General features: G+C 59.2%; 17 protein-coding genes. 4 read left to right on the forward strand and 13 right to left on the reverse strand.

Features of this window, described 5'->3' with window-relative positions:
• A complete protein-coding gene (locus ACZ5C3_RS06065) occupies positions 1–1,170 on the reverse strand; it encodes an ABC transporter substrate-binding protein (protein WP_464036061.1) in 1,170 nt (389 codons plus the stop codon).
• Between the two features lie 263 nt (positions 1,171–1,433).
• Between ACZ5C3_RS06065 and ACZ5C3_RS06070 the strand changes: the two genes are divergently transcribed.
• The gene (locus tag ACZ5C3_RS06070) at positions 1,434–1,745 is read left to right on the forward strand and encodes a cupin domain-containing protein (RefSeq protein ID WP_464036062.1); all 312 of its coding nucleotides are present in this window, start codon (positions 1,434–1,436) and stop codon (positions 1,743–1,745) included.
• 42 nt (positions 1,746–1,787) lie between these two features.
• Here the strand turns inward: ACZ5C3_RS06070 and ACZ5C3_RS06075 are convergent, their stop codons facing one another.
• The 6 genes from ACZ5C3_RS06075 to ACZ5C3_RS06100 form a co-directional block, all read right to left on the reverse strand.
• Complete coding sequence (locus ACZ5C3_RS06075) at positions 1,788–2,720, reverse strand: 2-hydroxyacid dehydrogenase (RefSeq protein WP_464036064.1); 933 nt, start codon at positions 2,718–2,720, stop codon at positions 1,788–1,790.
• Between the two features lie 3 nt (positions 2,721–2,723).
• Complete coding sequence (locus ACZ5C3_RS06080; protein ID WP_464036066.1) at positions 2,724–4,343, reverse strand: ABC transporter ATP-binding protein; 1,620 nt, start codon at positions 4,341–4,343, stop codon at positions 2,724–2,726.
• A 2-nt stretch (positions 4,344–4,345) separates the two neighbouring features.
• Positions 4,346–5,164, reverse strand: a complete 819-nt coding sequence (locus tag ACZ5C3_RS06085) for an ABC transporter permease (RefSeq protein WP_464036068.1) — start codon at positions 5,162–5,164, stop codon at positions 4,346–4,348.
• 17 nt (positions 5,165–5,181) lie between these two features.
• Positions 5,182–6,153: an ABC transporter permease gene (locus ACZ5C3_RS06090; RefSeq protein ID WP_464036070.1), complete on the reverse strand. Its 972-nt coding sequence runs from the start codon at positions 6,151–6,153 to the stop codon at positions 5,182–5,184.
• Between the two features lie 69 nt (positions 6,154–6,222).
• Positions 6,223–7,773 carry an ABC transporter substrate-binding protein gene (locus ACZ5C3_RS06095; RefSeq protein ID WP_464036071.1) on the reverse strand — a complete coding sequence of 517 codons (1,551 nt, stop codon included), beginning with the start codon at positions 7,771–7,773 and terminating at the stop codon, positions 6,223–6,225.
• A gap of 45 nt (positions 7,774–7,818) precedes the next feature.
• Positions 7,819–8,598 (reverse strand): class II aldolase/adducin family protein, encoded by a 780-nt coding sequence (locus ACZ5C3_RS06100; protein WP_464036073.1) that lies wholly within the window; start codon positions 8,596–8,598, stop codon positions 7,819–7,821.
• A gap of 109 nt (positions 8,599–8,707) precedes the next feature.
• On the opposite strand from ACZ5C3_RS06100, the gene ACZ5C3_RS06105 reads away from it, so the two are divergent.
• From ACZ5C3_RS06105 to ACZ5C3_RS06115, 3 genes are all read left to right on the forward strand, one after another.
• A complete protein-coding gene (locus tag ACZ5C3_RS06105) occupies positions 8,708–9,415 on the forward strand; it encodes a GntR family transcriptional regulator (protein ID WP_464036075.1) in 708 nt (235 codons plus the stop codon).
• Positions 9,412–10,437, forward strand: coding sequence for a histone deacetylase family protein (locus ACZ5C3_RS06110; protein ID WP_464036077.1), 1,026 nt, complete (start codon positions 9,412–9,414; stop codon positions 10,435–10,437). Before ACZ5C3_RS06105 ends, ACZ5C3_RS06110 begins: the two co-directional genes overlap by 4 nt.
• 72 nt (positions 10,438–10,509) lie before the next feature.
• Positions 10,510–11,799, forward strand: coding sequence for an ArgE/DapE family deacylase (locus ACZ5C3_RS06115; RefSeq protein WP_464036079.1), 1,290 nt, complete (start codon positions 10,510–10,512; stop codon positions 11,797–11,799).
• A 46-nt stretch (positions 11,800–11,845) separates the two neighbouring features.
• On the opposite strand, the gene ACZ5C3_RS06120 is transcribed toward ACZ5C3_RS06115, so the two are convergent.
• From ACZ5C3_RS06120 to ACZ5C3_RS06145, 6 genes are read right to left on the reverse strand one after another with little or no spacing between them, the layout of a single operon-like run.
• Complete coding sequence (locus ACZ5C3_RS06120; RefSeq protein ID WP_464036081.1) at positions 11,846–12,811, reverse strand: ABC transporter ATP-binding protein; 966 nt, start codon at positions 12,809–12,811, stop codon at positions 11,846–11,848.
• Positions 12,808–14,199, reverse strand: coding sequence for an amidase (locus ACZ5C3_RS06125; RefSeq protein ID WP_464038267.1), 1,392 nt, complete (start codon positions 14,197–14,199; stop codon positions 12,808–12,810). Before ACZ5C3_RS06125 ends, ACZ5C3_RS06120 begins: the two co-directional genes overlap by 4 nt.
• A gap of 38 nt (positions 14,200–14,237) precedes the next feature.
• Entirely contained in the window at positions 14,238–14,438 is a 201-nt protein-coding gene (locus ACZ5C3_RS06130; protein WP_464036082.1) for a hypothetical protein, read from the reverse strand.
• A 4-nt stretch (positions 14,439–14,442) separates the two neighbouring features.
• A complete protein-coding gene (locus tag ACZ5C3_RS06135) occupies positions 14,443–15,501 on the reverse strand; it encodes an ABC transporter ATP-binding protein (protein ID WP_464036084.1) in 1,059 nt (352 codons plus the stop codon).
• Positions 15,502–15,505: 4 nt separating this feature from the next.
• Complete coding sequence (locus ACZ5C3_RS06140; protein WP_464038268.1) at positions 15,506–16,384, reverse strand: ABC transporter permease; 879 nt, start codon at positions 16,382–16,384, stop codon at positions 15,506–15,508.
• Positions 16,385–16,404: 20 nt separating this feature from the next.
• Complete coding sequence (locus tag ACZ5C3_RS06145; RefSeq protein ID WP_464036086.1) at positions 16,405–17,358, reverse strand: ABC transporter permease; 954 nt, start codon at positions 17,356–17,358, stop codon at positions 16,405–16,407.
• Positions 17,359–17,381 lie beyond the last annotated feature (23 nt).

The following is a 17,381-nucleotide window of genomic DNA, read 5'->3' on the forward strand; positions in this document are numbered from 1 at the left end:
TTAGTATCCAGCTTCCTTGATCGGTCCGACCAGCTCGGGTGTCTTTCCCTTATTGCGGTAGATGCCGAGCGTATGCGCCAGATCGCCGGGGGCGTCAGCGGTGTAGGTGATGAACATGCCCTGCCAGTCCTTGGTCGCAGCGAATGCGTCGCGGATGGCGGCTTTGTCGCAACCGACTTTTTCGATGATGCTCTTCATCAGATACACCGTGTCGTAGTAGGCGACGGTGAAGTTGTCGGCCGGTACCTTGTATTTGTCCTGGACGCGCTTTGCCCAGTCGACGATTTTCGGATCAGTCGAAGTCTGTGGGATCATGCCGCCGATGGCATATCCACCGTCGGCTTCCGCAGCGGACAAGTTATTCAGGGTCGTCTGCGCAACGACACTGGCGTTTCCGATTGTCGTCATCTGGATCCCGAGTTCGCTCATCTGCTTCATGACGAGCGCGACATCGGCCGGACGACCGAAAAGGATGAGGCTGTCTGCGCCCTTGTCTTTGATTTCGAGCAGTTGTGCGCTCATGTCCTTGTCGGACGGGGCATACGAGGTCACCGCGACGGGCGTTACGTTCAGCTTGGCGAGCGCGGCCTGAATGCCTTTCGACGCGCCGAGGCCGTAGTCGTCGGCAACGGCCATGATGCCAGGCTTTTTCTTACCGAGGGATGTGACGAGATATTGCGGAATGAGGTCGGCGAGCTGTCCGTCATGCACATGGGTGCGGAATAGCCACTTGCTGCCTTGTGCCGTGACCTTGGCATTCGTCGCCCCCACCAGGAATGGCGTTTCGGATTTGCTGACGCCTTCGGTCTGCGCAAAGACGTGAGGGCTGATCATCGAGCCGAAGATCACAACAGGTTTTCCCTCAAGGATCCGGTTCATGGCATTCAATGCGTCTGTGCTGGATGCGCCGGTGTCCTCTGTTGCGAGCTTGAGTTGCTTGCCGTCGATGCCGCCGTTTTTGTTGATCTCGTCGACGGCGAATTCTACGCCGTTGCGCGCCTGAGTGCCGAGCAGCGCCAGATTTCCCGTCAGTGCCGTGGTTAGTCCGAGCGGGATCGGAGATGGACACGCAGCGGGTGCCGCGATCGACTGAAAAGTTGTAAGCGCGAGAAATACACTTGCGACGGAAGTGCTCTTGAGAAAATTCCTTTTCGATACACGAAACGACATCAGGGATCCTTTATATAGCCACGGCAGGCATATTGGATGCAAAGGCGATGCCAGTTCGATCGAGGTGGAGCGCCAGCTGCAGCGTAGTTCGCGCGGATTTTGTGCGGTCATGGTGCATAAAATCCGGTCATCTGCGCCAGAAGTGGGCAAACGAAACGCTTCAGCCGGTGCATTTGTTGTCGGGTTGCCATGACAAGCCCAATATTGCGCCGCTGGTAAAAGTATGTCGTGATCCGGCGCAAATCTTTGCCCAGGATGAATCGATGGCTTTTCAGTGTGACACTCCCGCGGTCCCGACCGTTCAGGAAGATAACGACACGATGCGTATTACCCGCTGGGATTTCCAGCCGGGGGCGGTGACGGGATGGCACAAGCACGGATGGCCATACTTCGTGATCATGCTGGTGGATGGGACTTTGCGAATCCACAATGGGAAAGACGTCACCGATGTGCCGCTCGTGGCCGGTCAATCCTACATGCGGCAGTCGGGTGTCGAGCACGACGTCATGAATGGATCGCCGCATCCGATCGCGTTTGTCGAGATCGAAGTTAAACGACCCGAAGCTCTGGCCTGAGACACAACGTTCTTTCGTCGCGTCTCTGGATACCCGGGATGTCTAGTAGCCACGCTCCCGATTGATGGCGTGGCGTGCCTGCTGGCCAGTGCGGACCGCGTCCGCTGTCGTCGCAATTGTGGTCTTGATCGCATTCATGCTGACATCGCACGCATCATGTGGCGTAACGATGATCTTGGGGTGAGTCCAGAAGGGATGTTCATCGCCCAAGGGCTCTGCCGAGAACACATCGAGCGAAGCTCCGGCAAGCTGACCGTCGTCGAGTGCGGTCAATAAGTCTTTCTCGACCAGATGTTCTCCGCGTCCCACCTGGATGAGATAGCCGCCGCGTTTCATCTTTCTGAATGTTGTGAGATTAAGAATTCCTCTTGTTTCCGGTGTAAGCGGCAAGAGATTGATCAGGACTTCCGTTTCATTCAGCATTGCCGAAAGCCCTTCGGCTGCATGATAGGCTGTCACGCCGGTCGGCACGGACTTCGTCGTGCGACTCCAGACGTTGACTGGAAAGCTGAGCGCTCTGAGATCATCGGCGACACGACGCCCGATCTCGCCATATCCCAGAATGCCGATCGGCACGTCCCGCGCCCTTCGCTGGGAGAGGCGTTGCCACACGCGTTCCCGTTGCTGCGCGAAATAAGCGGCAAAACGCCGCTGGTGCCAGATGACGTGCCAGAGCACGAAGCCGGACATCATCGCCGCCTGTGCAGGATCAACCACTCGCACCACGTCGATGCCATGGCGAAGGCTGGGGGAGGCGAGGATATTGTCGGCGCCCGCACCGATTGAGCAGACAGCCTTCAGGTTGGGATAGGAATCGAAGGCGTTGTGCGCGGGGTGCCACGCCACAGCGAGCTGGATATTGTCCGGACTGTGTTGATCGCGCTGATCCACAAACGTGATGTGGTCGAGCTCGCGAATGATACCGGCGAGATAGTCTCGCAGATCGAGAGTTTCGCTTAAGAGAACGCAGTGCATTGCTCAGGCTGCTTGCGATGGTGATTTCTGCCCCGGAACGGCGGCCAACAACTCACGCGTATAGGGATGCTCCGGCGCTGCAAGCAGCGCGGCTGTCGGCTTTAACTCGACAATCGAACCTTTTTGCATCACGGCGATGCGATCGCAGATCTGGGCAGCAACGCGAAGGTCATGGGTAATGAATAGCATCGATAGACCGAGACGGCCCTTGAGATCTTCCAGCAGGTTCAGCACCTGAGCCTGCACGGAAACGTCGAGAGCTGAGACGGCTTCGTCGGCAACAATGATTTCCGGATCGAGCGCGAGCGCCCGCGCGATGCCGATACGCTGGCGCTGTCCGCCGGAGAATTCGTGCGGGAAGCGTTCCATCGCGCCGGGATCGAGCCCGACCATTCCGAGCAGGTCCTTAGCACGCTGCCGGGCAGCAGCAGGATCCGTGCCGTGGGCGATTGGACCATCGGTAATGATCTGTCCGATCTTGCGTCTTGGATTAAGCGACGCGAACGGATCCTGAAAGATCATCTGGATCCGGCGGCGCTGCTTGCGCAGCTCTTTGCCTTCGATTTCGGTCAGGGCGATGTCACCGATCCGGACTGTGCCGCGGTCGGGCTCGATCAGCCGCATCACAAGCCGCGCGACGGACGATTTGCCCGAGCCGGATTCGCCAACAAGGCCGAGCGTTTCGCCCTGATGAATGGCGAAGTTGATTTCCTTGGCAGCCTGGACCTTGCGATCCGGCTGGAACCAGCCACCGCTGGTCACATAGGTTTTCTCGATACCGATGACGTCAACGGCTCGGTCCCGCTCGACCAGTGACGGGCGCTGCGGCGGATGCATCGAAGGAACGGCGGCGAGCAATGCGCGGGTATAGGCGTGCTGCGGTCGCGACAGCACGTCTTGCGCTGCCCCGTATTCAACAACTTTGCCATGCCGGAGTACGACAATCCGGTCAGCGATATCAGCGACCACGCCAAAATCGTGGGTGATAAAGAGAACCGCCATGTTGCGGGTACGCTGCAGATCACGGATCAGCTTCAGAATCTGAGCCTGGGTCGTGACATCGAGAGCGGTGGTAGGCTCGTCCGCGACCAGCACCGAAGGCTCGAGCGCCAGAGCCATGGCGATCATGGCGCGCTGGCGCTGTCCGCCCGACAGTTGATGCGGATAGGCGCGCACGATGCGCTCGGGATCAGGCAAGCCGATTTCGCGTGCGAGATCGATGGCCTTTTGTTTTCGCTGCTTCGGCGTCAATAGGCCATGCGCCTCGAAGACTTCGGCGATCTGATCGCCAATGCGCATGAGTGGATTCAGCGCCGTCATCGGCTCCTGAAACACCATGGCGATGCGGCGGCCGCGCACATCCTGCCAGGCATTCTCGTCGAGTGAGAGAAGGTTGCGGCCTTCGAACACAATCTCTCCCGCTTCGTTTTTCACGTTGCCGGGGAGGAGGCCCATGAGCGCGTGGGCACACATGGATTTGCCCGAGCCGGATTCGCCAACGACGCAGACGATCTCGCCCGGCGTCAAATCAAGCGAGACGCCATCGACCGCATAAGGGCGGTCTCCGCCCGCGGGCAATGCGATTTTAAGGTCCTTGATTGTGACGGCGGGGCTGGAGGTCATGATCAACGTCCGTCCTTCGCAAGGCGAGGATTAAGTGCGTCGTTGAGGCCTTCGCCGATCAGGTTCATCGCCAGCACCGAGAGCAGGATGGCAACGCCGGGAAATACCGTGATCCACCAGGCTTGTCGGATGACCGTTCTGCCGGCGCCGACCATGTAGCCCCATGAGATCAGGTTCGGGTCACCGAGGCCCAGGAATGACAATGACGATTCCAATAGGATTGCGGTTGCGACCATCAGTGAGGCAAGGACAATCACGGGAGAGATCGCGTTGGGTAAAATTTCACGCCAGATGATCCAGTTATTGGTCTGGCCAGTGACCACTGCCGCTTGCACATACTCCCGTGTTCGCAGCGACAGAACCTCGCCGCGCACGAGCCGTGCGACTGGAGGCCAGCTGACGATTGCGATCGCCGCGACGATCGAATAGATCGACGGCTGCATGATCGCGACCAGCACGATGGCGAGCGCAAAACTCGGAATGGTCTGAAAGAACTCGGTCAGCCGCATCAGGGCGTCATCGACTCGGCCTCCGAAATACCCTGCGGTGGCGCCCAACGGCACACCAACAGCAAGCGCAACCAGCGTCGAGACCATGCCGACAAGAAGAGAGACCCGCGCGCCGTAGATAATGCCGGCCAGGACGTCGCGGCCGAGCGCGTCCGTTCCAAGCGGAACTGTCGGCAGCGTGAACGGCGGAATGAATGGCCGCTGCACCATGCGCCATGGTGAGTTGGGAAATATCAACGGGCCGACGACAGCGACAAGAATGGCGAGCAGCAGGATCGTCAAGCCGATTATGCCGCTGGGGCTGCGCAACATTTGTTTCGCGAGCTTTTTCATGATGTGTAGTTGATGCGCGGATCGACCGCTCGATAAACGAGATCGGTGATGAGGTTGAAGATCAGCACCATCGCGGAGCAGACCACGAACACGCCGAGCAGCAAATTATAGTCGCGCTGGATCAGTGCATCGTACATCAGGCGGCCTATCCCAGGCCATGCAAAAACGGTCTCGGTGATTACGGCGCCCCCGATCAACGTTCCGGAATGAAGCCCCGCGAGGGTCACGACGGGCAACAGTGCATTCCGCAGGATGTGGCGACGCTGGATGATGGCATCACTGACGCCCTTGGCGCGGGCTGTCTTGACGAAGTCGAGGCGTTTGACCTCGAGCATCGACGCGCGTGTCATGCGCGTATAAGTCGCCATGAAGAAGAACCCGATGGTCATTGCCGGCATGATGAGATGCGCGCCGACGTCGAGCACGTGAGCAAAGCCTGTGTAATTGGCGCCGACGGTCTCATAGCCGAAGCTCGGCAACCAATCCAGCCAGACCGAGAGCACAAGGATCGCTATCAGAGCGAGCCAGAATAACGGAGTCGCATAAAATATGAGGGCGAGCACCGTGATCGCGGTGTCGGCCCAGGTTCCGGCGAACCGCGCTGCCAGCATTCCGAAGAGAACGCCGAATATCAGCGAGATTGCAAACGCCGTCAGGGTCAGCAGAAGTGTCGCCGGCAATCGTTCAAGGATCAGCTGTGACACCGGCATTTGCTGCCGAAACGAGAAGCCGAGGTCGAAGGTGACGATGCCCTTGACGTAACGATAGAGCTGCTCCGGCAGAGGTTTGTCGAGGCCGAATTTCTCGCGCAGTTGCTCTACGAAAACCTGATCGCTCGCTCCGGCTTCTCCGGCCATGACAACCGCCGGATCGCCAGGCGCGAGCCGGATCAGGAAGAAGTTCAACACCACGATACAGAGCAGGACGACGACGCCCTTCACAAGCCGCTGGGCAATGAATGACAGCATCAGAGGTCCGTGACGTCCCAATCGGAAGTGGTTCGGCGACTACGCATCAATATAGGATTGTTGCCGTGCTTATTTGTCAATCCATGCATCGCGGAAGCCATCATTCACACCGATCGCAGTTGTGATCAGGTTCTTGATCTGGCAGTGCGTGATGGTTGGAAACTGCAGTTCGAGCTGCCACGCCACCGGCACGTCCTCGACGAGGATCTTCTGCGCTTTCTCGTAGATCTCCTTGCGCTTCGAATCCGGCGTTGCCACTGCACCATCAGCGAACAACTGGTCGATCTCTGGGTTGGAATAACCTTCGACGTTGTTGAACTGCTGGCCCTTGAAAATCTGGCTGCTGATATAATTGCGGCTGACACCAAGCGCAGGATCGCCATACTGGTACAGATAGGTGAAGGCCATGTCGTAATCCCAGTCGCCGATGCGCTGGTTAGAACCCGCCACGTCGGTTGCGATCATTTCGACGTTGATGCCCACATCCTGCAGGTTCTGCTTCACAGCTTCACCCCAGCGCTGCCAGGTTTCGCCGTAGGGCAGGGGCTGGAGGCGAATCTTCTCACCCTTGTAGCCGGCTTCCTTCAGCAGTGCTTTGGCTTTTGCGGGGTCGTAAGTGTATTTCGGAACGTCAGCCGTATAGTACTTCAGCGTTGACGAGGACGGGCCGGTTGCGACCTTCGCGTATCCGTTCCAGATCACGTCCTTGGCGAATTCACGATCGACCGCATACATGATGGCTTGGCGGAATTTCTTGTTCGCTGTCGGGCCGCCGCGGTTGTTGAGCCACATCCAGGCGAGAGGAGAGAAAAATTCCCATCCTGCACCGGTAACGCACGTGTTCTTCAGCTTGCTGATGCGCGGGACGTCAAAATTCTCGACCGAACCGCCTGGCAGAACGTCGACTTTTCCGGTCTCGAAGGCAACCGAGCGCGCCGCTGCGTCAGGAATAACCTGCCAGTAGATCTCATCGATGTAGGGCTTTCCCTTCACGTGATAGTTCGGGTTCTTCACCAGGTGGATGTAAGCGCCTTTCTTCCACTCCTTGAACATGAAGGGCCCGGTGCCGATAGGCGTGTTATTGGCCGGGTTGGTTTTGAAATCGGTGCCTTCATAAACGTGCTTTGGAAACATCGGCATCGAGCCGACTTCAAAGATTCCAATGAATGGACCGAAGGGCTGCTTCAGTGTGAAAACGACAGTGTAGTCGTCTGGAGCTTCGACTTTGTCGACCTGCACCAAGTTACCGCGGGCGCGTGCGTGGGTCTGCTTGAGCATGTCGATCGAAAACAGCACGTCTGCTGATGTAAACGGCTTGCCGTCGTGCCAGGTAACGCCTTTCTTTAAGTGAAAGGTATAGACCTTGGCGTCGTCACTGACGGTCCAGCTTTCCGCAAGACCCGGTTGAGGCTCGAGCTTCGGGCTGTACCGTAACAAGCCCTCATAGATGTTCCCGGCGACCATTTGCGTCGGGCCATTCTGGACCATGGCCAGCATCAGGCTCGGCGGTTCAGGCTGGATCACCGCGTTGATGACGCCGCCCATTTTCGGTTCCTGCGCAAGCGCGGCTGCGCTGATGCTGCAGCTCAACATGAAGCCCGCCACGATCTTCTTCAGCATGAGGTCTCTCTCTATAAGGACTGACAGCAATGCGCTTTTTTTTAATTAGTTCATGAAATCCGGATCGGTGCGAGCCAGCATCCGTTTGAAGGCCGCCCATTCCGTATCCGGCTTTCCTTCAATCTCAATGCTGTCGGAGAAACTTGCATATTGGCCCGCGGTCTTGAGGGCGACAGCAGCGGACGGCTTAACGATATTTCCGCCCGACGCCTGAATCGAGAGCTGTGCGCGGCATGAGCGCTCCATGTTGTGCATCAGCTTGAAAGCTTCTGCGACAGAGCGTCCGCACGTCAGCAGGCCGTGATTGCGCAGGATCATGACAAACTTGTCGCCAAGATCTTTAATCAGGCGCTGGCGCTCATCGAGATCAAGCGCGATGCCTTCATAATCATGATAGGCGAGCCGATCCGTGAACTGCATAGACCACTGGTTGAGCGGCAGCAGACCTTCTGCCTGACAGGAGACGGTGACACCAGCGACCGTATGGGTGTGAAGCACACATATCGCGTCATGACGCGCCGAATGGATGGCGCTGTGAATGGTGAAGCCTGCGGGATTGATGCCAAGACCGAGCGGATCGTCGACGATCTTGCCATCCAGATCGACAGTCACAAGGTTGGACGCGGTGACTTCCTCGAAGCGCATGCCGTAGGGATTGATCAGGAAGCGATCGTGTCGCCCCGGAAGGCGCACTGAGATGTGGGTGTAGATGCTGTCATCAAGGCCGAGCCGATGAATGAGCCGATAGGCCGCAGCAAGGTCGATCCGGATTTGCTGTGTGCTGTTGTCGTAGGTCTCAGGACGTGCGTGAGCAGTTGCAATCATTGTCCACCTTTTGCTGGAAGCAGGCTGACACAGTCTTGAACGATGCCGCAAGATTAAACTGTCGACAATCGACGACTAAATCTTATACATGGATCAAACGGGATTTTTCATGCGGCTCATATCCCCTCCAGTTGGATTGCCTTCACTGGCTGAAAACCACCTTGTCGGTCAGGTGGCCCGCATTCTGACTCAAGCCATTGTTCAGGGGCGGCTGCCGCCGGGATCAAAAGTCGTCGAAGCCGGCATCGCGCGTGAGCTTGGCATCAGCCGCGCGCCCGTGCGTGAAGCCGCCAGACTTCTTGAGCGGCAAGGACTTCTGGTCGCGAGTCCGCGTCGCGGCTTCTTCGTCCGCAAGTTGGAAGCCCGTGATATCGACGAAATTTACGATCTGCGGATTTGCGTTGAGCGTCACGCGGCGGTGCTTGCCGCGCGCAACTGGACGCCTGCGGCGCGTAATGCGTTGCAGCAGCAGATCGACACCCTTCATCGCATGGCAGACATTGATGATCCTGCCCGCCAGGTCGAAGAAGATTACCGCTTTCATCGTTTGATCTGCGAAATCGCGGGTAATCGCCGTCTGTTGCAGCTGTTCGATGACCTAGCGTCGGAGTTGCAGATGGTCATTGGCCTGATCGGCCGTCTTTACGATGATCCAGCGAGAATCGCGCGCACCCATGACACGCTGCTGGCTGTGATCGAGGAAGGACATCCCGAGCGGATCGAGGCCGTCTTCAGCCATCATATTGATGTCGCCTGGCGCGAGGTGAGCAAACTCGTGCGAAATATTTCTACGTCTGACAGTGGAGAAACCTTGTGAAGGCCGTCTATACCGAACGCCACCGCAGCCATGATCCGCAATTCTATCTTGTACGCGGTGTGGTGAAACGCACGACTGAACAGCCCGAACGCGCCGACCGACTGCTCAAGGGACTGGCTGCGGGTAAGCACACGCTGGTTGAGCCGACGGCATTTGGACAAGGTCCGCGCGCGCGCGTTCATAGCCCTGAGTATCTGCGCTTTCTTGCGGATGCCTGGGAGGAGTGGAAAGCTCTCAGCGATGCCGGTACTGAGATGATTCCTAACATGCATCCGGTGCGTCATGCAGCGACGTATCCCAGTCACATCGTCGGCAAGCTTGGCTGGCATACGGTCGACACATCCGCTCCCATGGGACCGGGCACATGGGAAGCTGCTTGCGCGGCGACCGACGTGGCAGCCACCGCTGCCCAACTTGTGATGGACGGCGAGGACACGGTCTACGCGCTCTGCCGTCCGCCGGGACATCACGCCTATCGCGATCAGGCCGGCGGTTTTTGCTTTCTGAACAACAGTGCCGTAGCGGCGGCTCATCTTCGTCTGAAGCATGAGCGCGTAGCGATCCTCGATGTGGATGTGCATCACGGCAACGGCACGCAGGGCATCTTCTATGAATCGCCGGATGTGCTGACGGTCTCCATTCATGCCGATCCGACGCGGTTCTATCCCTTCGTTTGGGGATACGCGCACGAGCGCGGCGCGGGCCCGGGCCTTGGGACCAATCTGAATATTCCATTGCCGCTCGGCACCAAGGACGACGGTTATATGCAGGCGCTCGGCGTCGCGCAGAAGACCATCGCGTCGTTTGCACCGACCGCGCTGGTCGTGGCACTCGGCCTCGATGCCTCGGAGCACGATCCGCTTGCCGGTCTTGCCGTGACGACCGATGGCTTCCGCCGTATCGGTGCGGCCATCGCAAGACTAGGTCTGCCGACCGTCTTCGTTCAGGAGGGCGGGTATCTGTCGGATTTGCTCGGCAGCAACCTGACCGCCGTTCTCGCGGGATTCGAAGAAGCCCGCTGATCAAGCAGGACGCACGGGCAACCGCCCGTGGTCATCAACCAACCTCAAGAAGAAGAAACAAGGATATTATCTATGAGCCTCGATCCCGCCCTTCGCGATCGCATCATTGCGTCCGTTGACGAGGGTTTCAACCAACAGATCAGTCTCAGCCAGGACCTGATCCGCTTTCCGTCAACGCGTGCGCAAGAGCATGCGGTGCAAGACTTCGTCTTTCAGACCCTGCGTAAGCGTGGCTATGCCATGGATCGCTTCGACATGGACCAGGAGGCGCTTGAGCGTCATCCGGGCAGCGGTGCGTTCAGCGAGGAGCACTCGCGTGCGCCAATCGTCGTCGGTATTCACCGGCCACGTAACGAGACGGGACGGTCGCTCATCCTGCAAGGCCACGTCGATGTGGTGCCGACCGGTCCGACAGAGATGTGGACTCATCCGCCATTCGATCCGGTGATCGAGGGCGACTGGCTCTATGGTCGCGGCGGTGCGGACATGAAAGTGGGCTTGGCTGCGAATATTTCCGCGCTCGATGCCTTGCGTCGTATCGGCTTGCAGCCGGCGGCGACTGTCTATGTGCAGTCCGTAGTCGAAGAAGAATCGACCGGTAATGGCGCGCTGATGGCGCATCTGCGTGGCTACAAGGCTGACGCCGCTCTGATCTCCGAGCCAGAGGCTGAACGACTCGTCCGCGCCAATGTCGGTGTGTTGTGGTTCCAGGTCGAAGTCCGCGGCGTGCCGGTGCACGTGCGCCAGATGGGCACCGGCGCCAATGCCATCGATGGAGCCTATCGCGTGATCGGCGAGCTACGGCGCCTTGAAGCGGAGTGGAATGCAGAGAAGGTCAACTACGAGCACTTCAAGAACGAGAACCATCCGATCAATCTGAACATCGGCAAGATCGAAGGCGGTGACTGGGCGTCGTCGGTGCCCTGCTGGTGCAAGATCGACTGCCGCGTCTCGGTCTATCCGGGGACGTCAGCCGAAGAAGCGATGCGCAAAATTACCGATCGCATCGCTGCATTTGCGAGGTCTGACACTTTCCTTAACAACATGCCGCCGATCACGGTCTTCAATGGCTTCCAGGCGGAAGGATATGTCCTGGCGCCGGGTTCTGAGGCGGAAGCTGTTCTCGGACGGGCCCATAAGGAGGCGACCGGCAAGCCGCTCGAGATGTTCATGACGGCGGCGTATCTCGATGCTCGCGTCTATGCGTTGTACGACAAGATTCCCACGCTTTGCTACGGCGGTCTTGGCGAGAACATCCACGGCTTCGATGAGCGCGCCAGCCTTGCCTCCACCAAGCGGATTACCAAGGCGATCGCCTTGTTCATTGCGGAGTGGTGCGGCACTGAACCTGTAAGCGCGTAATCAGCAAAAAGGTGGCGGGGTGATCGGATACGCGATCACCTCGCTGTTACGCCGTCTCTGCTAGAATGCAGCGCGCAGCGCGGTTGTGCGCCAGCTCGACATTCGGTGGCAGCGCTTCAAAGCAGCGCGGCTGTGCGGAGCTGCAGCGCGGCGCGAATGAACAATTGACCGGCTGCTTGTCGAGGGAGGGTGGCGTGCCTGGAATGGTCTCCAGCCGCTCGCCACGTTTGGCGCCGTGAACGGTGGATGACAAAAGCCCGCGCGCATAGGGATGCATCGGCGTCCGCACGATCTGGCTCAAGGTGCCGGTCTCGACAATTTGGCCCGCATACATCACAGCTACGCGGTCGCAGATTTCAATCGCCACACCGATGTCGTGGGTGACGAAGATCACCGACATGCCGAATTCGCGCTGCAGTTCGCGCAGCAGCAACAAGATCTGGATCTGGACCGTTGCATCGAGCGCGGTGGTCGGTTCGTCGGCCAATAGGATTTTCGGTTTGCAAGCGAGCGCCAGCGCGATCATGGCGCGTTGACGCATGCCGCCGGACATTTCGTGTGGATAGGCCTCTAACCGGCGCTTCGCGGAAGGAATGCGGACGACATCGAGCATCTCCAGAGCGCGAGCCATTCCGTCCTTGTGGCTCTTGCCCTCGTGGCGCATCACGCTCTCGGCAATCTGCTGGCCGATCGTATAGACCGGGTCGAGGGCGAGTGCAGGCTCCTGAAAGATCATCGAGACCGTCCGTCCGCGAAAAGCAGACAGCTCATCGTCATTCAACGCCAGCACATCACGGCCAGCGGCCTGCACCTGTCCCGTGATGATCGAGCGCTTCTTCGGCAACAGCCGCATCAGCGCGCGCAAGGTCACGCTCTTGCCCGAGCCGGACTCACCGAGCAGACCGAGAACCTCACCCTGACCTAGGGTGAGGTTGACGCCATTCACTGCGAAGGAGGTACGTTCGCCGGTGAAGCGGACATTGAGATCGCGAATCTCGACAAGATTGCTCATGCTCTTTCCGGGATCTTGTTGTGGAAATCAGTCGCGCGCTGGAAGCCCGCGCCGATGCGCAGGATCGTCGCCTCATCGAATGGCCGACCAACCAGTTGTAGGCCGATCGGCAAGCCATTGCGCGAGAACCCGGAAGGGATCGCGAGCGCAGGCAGGCCAAGGTAGTTGATCGGGCGCGTGAAGCGGGTGAGGTTCTGGAGCACAGCTGCGGCCCTAGGCTCGCCGCCTACGTCGCTGTCCTTGATGGTCGGTGCCGGCACCGGCGAGATCGGCGCAAGCACGGCATCGATCCCTTTTGTCGCCGCCAGATGTTCGGCGAGAGCCTGCCCGCGCCAGCGCATCGCTTCGAGATACGTGATGGCGGGAACAGACAGGCCGTTCTGCAGGCGCATCAAGACCTGCGGGCTGTAATCCTGTGGGCGTTCGATCATCCAGGCTTTATGGAAGGCAGCTGCTTCGACTGCCAGAACGAGCTGGCTCGCCGCCGCTAACTGCCCCTGGTCCGGCAACTCGACTTCGACCACACGCGCGCCTTCTTTTTTGAAGACCGCGAGCGTTTCGTCCAGCACGCGGGCGACGTCCGGATCGAGATCATCGACATAGAAGGACTTCGGCACGCCGATGGTCATGTCTTTCAACGGCAGATTGAGACCAGCCATATAGTCCGGCACGTGACCGCCGATCGTTGTCGGGTCAGCAGGATCGGCACCGGCCATCAGGCCAAGCAACAGCGCGCAATCCTCGGCAGTCTGTGCCAGCGGGCCAACGGTATCGAGCGACTGAGACAACGGCATCGCGCCGGCGCGGCTGACGCGGCCGACCGTGGTTTTCAGTCCGGTGACGCCGCAGAAGTGAGCGGGCATTCGCACCGAGCCGCCGGTATCGGAACCAAGTGCAGCGAAGGTGAGGCGTGCGGCAACCGCCGCACCGGATCCCGATGACGATCCACCGGTGATGTGATCGTAGCCCCACGGATTATGGACGGCGCCATAATTGGAGTTATGGCCGGTGGGACCATAAGCGAATTCAGCCATATGCAGCGAGCCGGTGCGGATGGTGCCGCCGTCCTTCAAGCGTTGCAGCGCGGTTGAAGTCGTCGTCGCAACCCAGTCCTTGCGGATAAGCGAACCGCAGGTGACGACCTTTCCTTCTTCGTAGTACATGTCCTTGTGTGCCAGCGGCACGCCGTGCAGCGGACCGACTTTCTTTCCGGCCGCAAGGGCTGCATCGGCTGCATCCGCCGCCTTCAGGGCGTCATCAGCCTCGATCGACATGAAGGAGTTGAGGCCCGGCTCCCACTGTGCGATGCGGTCCAGGCATGATTGGGTGACTTCGCGCGATGACAGCTTCTTTGATGCGATTGCTTTCGCAACCGCTGTCAGCGACATCAGAGCTGGTTCAGTTGTTGTGCGGGGGGCTTGATCGTTCACTTGCGTGCTCCCGCCAACTGGACAGCTACAAAGGTTGATGGCTCGAGATCAAACGGCAGCGTGCCGGACACCGGCGCAAAGCCCTCAAAGGCTGGTCCGATGGAATTGCCGATACGGGTTGCGACGTCTGCGGTGACAGGAATGCCGGCGACTTTGGCTGTGGCCGCGATCTCTTCGGCTGTCGGTCTTTTACTCACGAAATCATCCTTGTGTTGTTGGGGCGCGGCTGTGGCCCGAGTTTGGAATCGCCATGTAGCAGGCGGCCTGGTGACCCATGTTATCGATCTCTGTCAGCTTTGGTCCGGCTTGTGAGCATAGTGGCTCTGCGAATGGGCAGCGCGTATGAAAGCGGCAACCTGCCGGAGGATCAATGGGATTGGGCGGATCGCCGGTAATCGGCGGTGTTTCCGTCCGCTTGTCCGGATCGGATGACGGCATCGCAGCCAACAGGGCGCGCGTGTAGGGATGTGCCGGCGCGTCCCAGACCTGATCGACAGGACCGAGTTCGACGACTTCGCCGAGATACATCACCAGCACGCGGTCCGAGATGTAGCGAACCACGTTGAGGTCGTGGCTGATGAAGAGATAAGTCAGTCCGAACTCGCGCTTGAGATCGACCAGCAGATTGAGCACCTGCGCTTCGACCGATTTATCGAGTGCAGACACTGCTTCATCGAGAATGACGAGGCGCGGCGACAAAGCGAGAGCGCGTGCGATGTTGACGCGCTGGCGCTGGCCGCCGGAAACTTCGTGCGGATAGCGATTGGCAAAGACTTCAGGCCGGAGCCCGACCTTGCCCAGCAGTTCGCGGGCGAGGGCACGGGCGTCCGCGTCGCTCATGCCGTGAACCTTCGGGCCGAAAGCGATCGATTCCTCGACCGTCAACCGTGGATTGAGTGACGCGTAGCTATCCTGAAACACCATTTGCATAGCGCGGCGTAGTTCGCGCAACGAAAGCGCGCCGCCCACCAGCATGCCGTCGTAGACGAATTCACCGGCGTCGCGATCCATGAGATGCATGAGCAGGCGCGCGGTGGTGGATTTGCCGCAGCCGGACTCGCCGACAATGCCGACGGTTTCGCCTTTGGCGATGGAGAACGTCACATTGTCCACGGCGCGCACTGTCTTGCTCTTACCGAGGAGTCCTCCGCGAACGGGAAAGTGCTTGGTGAGGCCGGTTACCTGCAGAAGAGGTTGGGCTTCGCCACCGAGATCCTCGATCGGCTCAAGCATGTCGATAGGTTGCGCTCGATTTGTCATGGCGTCAGTTCCGGATATCCATTGCGCTGCGCATGCCGTCGCTGAGCAGGTTGAAGCAGATCGAGACCGCGAAGATCATCACGCCGGGCAGCGCGGCGACCCACGGGTTCACGTAGATTGCGGTGCGCAGCGTATTGAGCATCAGACCCCATTCCGGCTCCGGCGGTTTGGTGCCGAGACCAAGGAAAGAAAGGCCTGCTGCCAGGATCATCGATACGGAAATCAGCCCCGTTGCGTAAACAAAGATCGGTCCGAGGACGTTACCAAGCATATGGACGCGCATGATGGTGAACGGTCCTGCGCCTGAAGCTCTTGCTGCGTCAACGAAGTCCATGTTGCGCACGCCTGTGGTTACGCTTTCAGCGACGCGCGTGATCTGAGGGACGAAGACGATGGTCAGCGACACAATCGAGTTTACAATACCGGCGCCAAGTGCACCGGAGATTGCGATGGCGAGCAGAACGGATGGAAACGCGTAGAAAATGTCCACGGTGCGCATGATGGCGGTGTTGAGCTTTCCACCGACATAGCCCGCGATCAGTCCCAACGATGTTCCGATGATAAAGGCTAAGATGACTGGCAGGATGCCGATCACCAGCGATAGGCGGCCGCCATAGATCAGGCGGGACAGCATATCGCGGCCAAGTTCATCAGTGCCGAGGGGATAGCCCGGCGTGCCGATAAAGCGGAGCCGGCGGATCATCGACCCTTGATATGGATCGGCCAGATGAAGCCATGGCGCGATCACCGCAGAGACGAAAATCGCGATCAGGATGATGGCGCAAACCATGCTCACCTTGTCGCGCACCAGGCGACGTCCCACGGTCGCCCAGTAACCGCGCGCCTTGGTTACCGGTGCAGCCTGGACCGCTGTGTCAGTCATTGTGACCATAGGTCCGTTCCTCAGCTTCGTTTGATGCGCGGGTCGATCGACGCCTGCACGATATCGACCAGCAGATTGAGAATGACGAAGAACAACGCGAGCACCAGGATCGTGCCTTGCAGCAGCGGCAGATCGCGCTGGAAGATCGCCGAGTTGAGAAGAAGCCCCGAGCCCGGCCACGAGAACACGGTTTCGATCAGGATCGATCCGCCCAACATGTAGCCGAGCTGCAACCCCATCACGGCGAGCGCGGTGGGCGCTGCATTCTTGATGACGTGGCGAAAAACGTGCGTCTCATGAAGGCCCTTGGCACGCAGCGCTTCGACGAAATCCTGCGACAGGATATCGCCGGTCAGTGCGCGAACGGTGCGCGTGACGATGCCCATCGGAATGACCGATGTCGTGATCGCAGGAAGAATGAGATAGCGGATATGCTCCCAATCCCAGGCCCACGCGCCGGAGCCGCCGGGACCTGCACCGACCGCGGGCAGCCAGTTGAGCTGCACGGAAAAGATGATCACCAGCACCATGCCGAGCCAATAGTGCGGCACCGACACGCCGGCGATGGCAATCGAGGTTGCCACCTTATCTACCCAGGTGTTGCGGAAGTAGCCGGCGATGAGGCCGAAGAACAATCCGAGCGAAAACCCGATAGCTGCTGCGGCAATGGCGAGCATGACGGTATTGCTGACGGCACGCATCACCTCCGACAGCACAGGCCGTCCTGTGGCGATAGATGTGCCGAGATCGCCGTTCACGGCTTTCCAGAGCCATAGGCCGAATTGAACTGGCAGCGGGCGGTCAAATCCATAAGCGACACGCAGTTGGTTCGCGAGTTCTTGCGACGCATCGGCGGGCAGGATCGCGACCAGTGGATCGCCCGGCGTGATGTGCACGAGCAGAAAGCAAACCAGCGCGACGCTGAGGATCACGGGAATAACGTAGACAATGCGCCGGGCGGTATATGCGAGCACGGGTCACCTTCAGAATTCATAAG

The sequence above is a fragment of the Afipia dichlorophenoxyacetatis genome, from assembly GCF_055386385.1.

Bases quoted from the DNA above. Each gene is read 5' to 3' on its own strand.
- ACZ5C3_RS06085 (WP_464036068.1), bottom strand. From the start codon at position 5,164: ATGTTGCGCAGCCCCAGCGGCATAATCGGCTTGACGATCCTGCTGCTC.
- ACZ5C3_RS06140 (WP_464038268.1), bottom strand. From the start codon at position 16,384: ATGACTGACACAGCGGTCCAGGCTGCACCGGTAACCAAGGCGCGCGGT.
- ACZ5C3_RS06065 (WP_464036061.1), bottom strand. From the start codon at position 1,170: ATGTCGTTTCGTGTATCGAAAAGGAATTTTCTCAAGAGCACTTCCGTC.
- ACZ5C3_RS06115 (WP_464036079.1), top strand. From the start codon at position 10,510: ATGAGCCTCGATCCCGCCCTTCGCGATCGCATCATTGCGTCCGTTGAC.
- ACZ5C3_RS06070 (WP_464036062.1), top strand. From the start codon at position 1,434: ATGGCTTTTCAGTGTGACACTCCCGCGGTCCCGACCGTTCAGGAAGAT.
- ACZ5C3_RS06095 (WP_464036071.1), bottom strand. From the start codon at position 7,773: ATGCTGAAGAAGATCGTGGCGGGCTTCATGTTGAGCTGCAGCATCAGC.
- ACZ5C3_RS06080 (WP_464036066.1), bottom strand. From the start codon at position 4,343: ATGACCTCCAGCCCCGCCGTCACAATCAAGGACCTTAAAATCGCATTG.
- ACZ5C3_RS06090 (WP_464036070.1), bottom strand. From the start codon at position 6,153: ATGCTGTCATTCATTGCCCAGCGGCTTGTGAAGGGCGTCGTCGTCCTG.
- ACZ5C3_RS06105 (WP_464036075.1), top strand. From the start codon at position 8,708: ATGCGGCTCATATCCCCTCCAGTTGGATTGCCTTCACTGGCTGAAAAC.
- ACZ5C3_RS06075 (WP_464036064.1), bottom strand. From the start codon at position 2,720: ATGCACTGCGTTCTCTTAAGCGAAACTCTCGATCTGCGAGACTATCTC.
- ACZ5C3_RS06135 (WP_464036084.1), bottom strand. From the start codon at position 15,501: ATGACAAATCGAGCGCAACCTATCGACATGCTTGAGCCGATCGAGGAT.
- ACZ5C3_RS06100 (WP_464036073.1), bottom strand. From the start codon at position 8,598: ATGATTGCAACTGCTCACGCACGTCCTGAGACCTACGACAACAGCACA.
- ACZ5C3_RS06120 (WP_464036081.1), bottom strand. From the start codon at position 12,811: ATGAGCAATCTTGTCGAGATTCGCGATCTCAATGTCCGCTTCACCGGC.
- ACZ5C3_RS06125 (WP_464038267.1), bottom strand. From the start codon at position 14,199: ATGTCGCTGACAGCGGTTGCGAAAGCAATCGCATCAAAGAAGCTGTCA.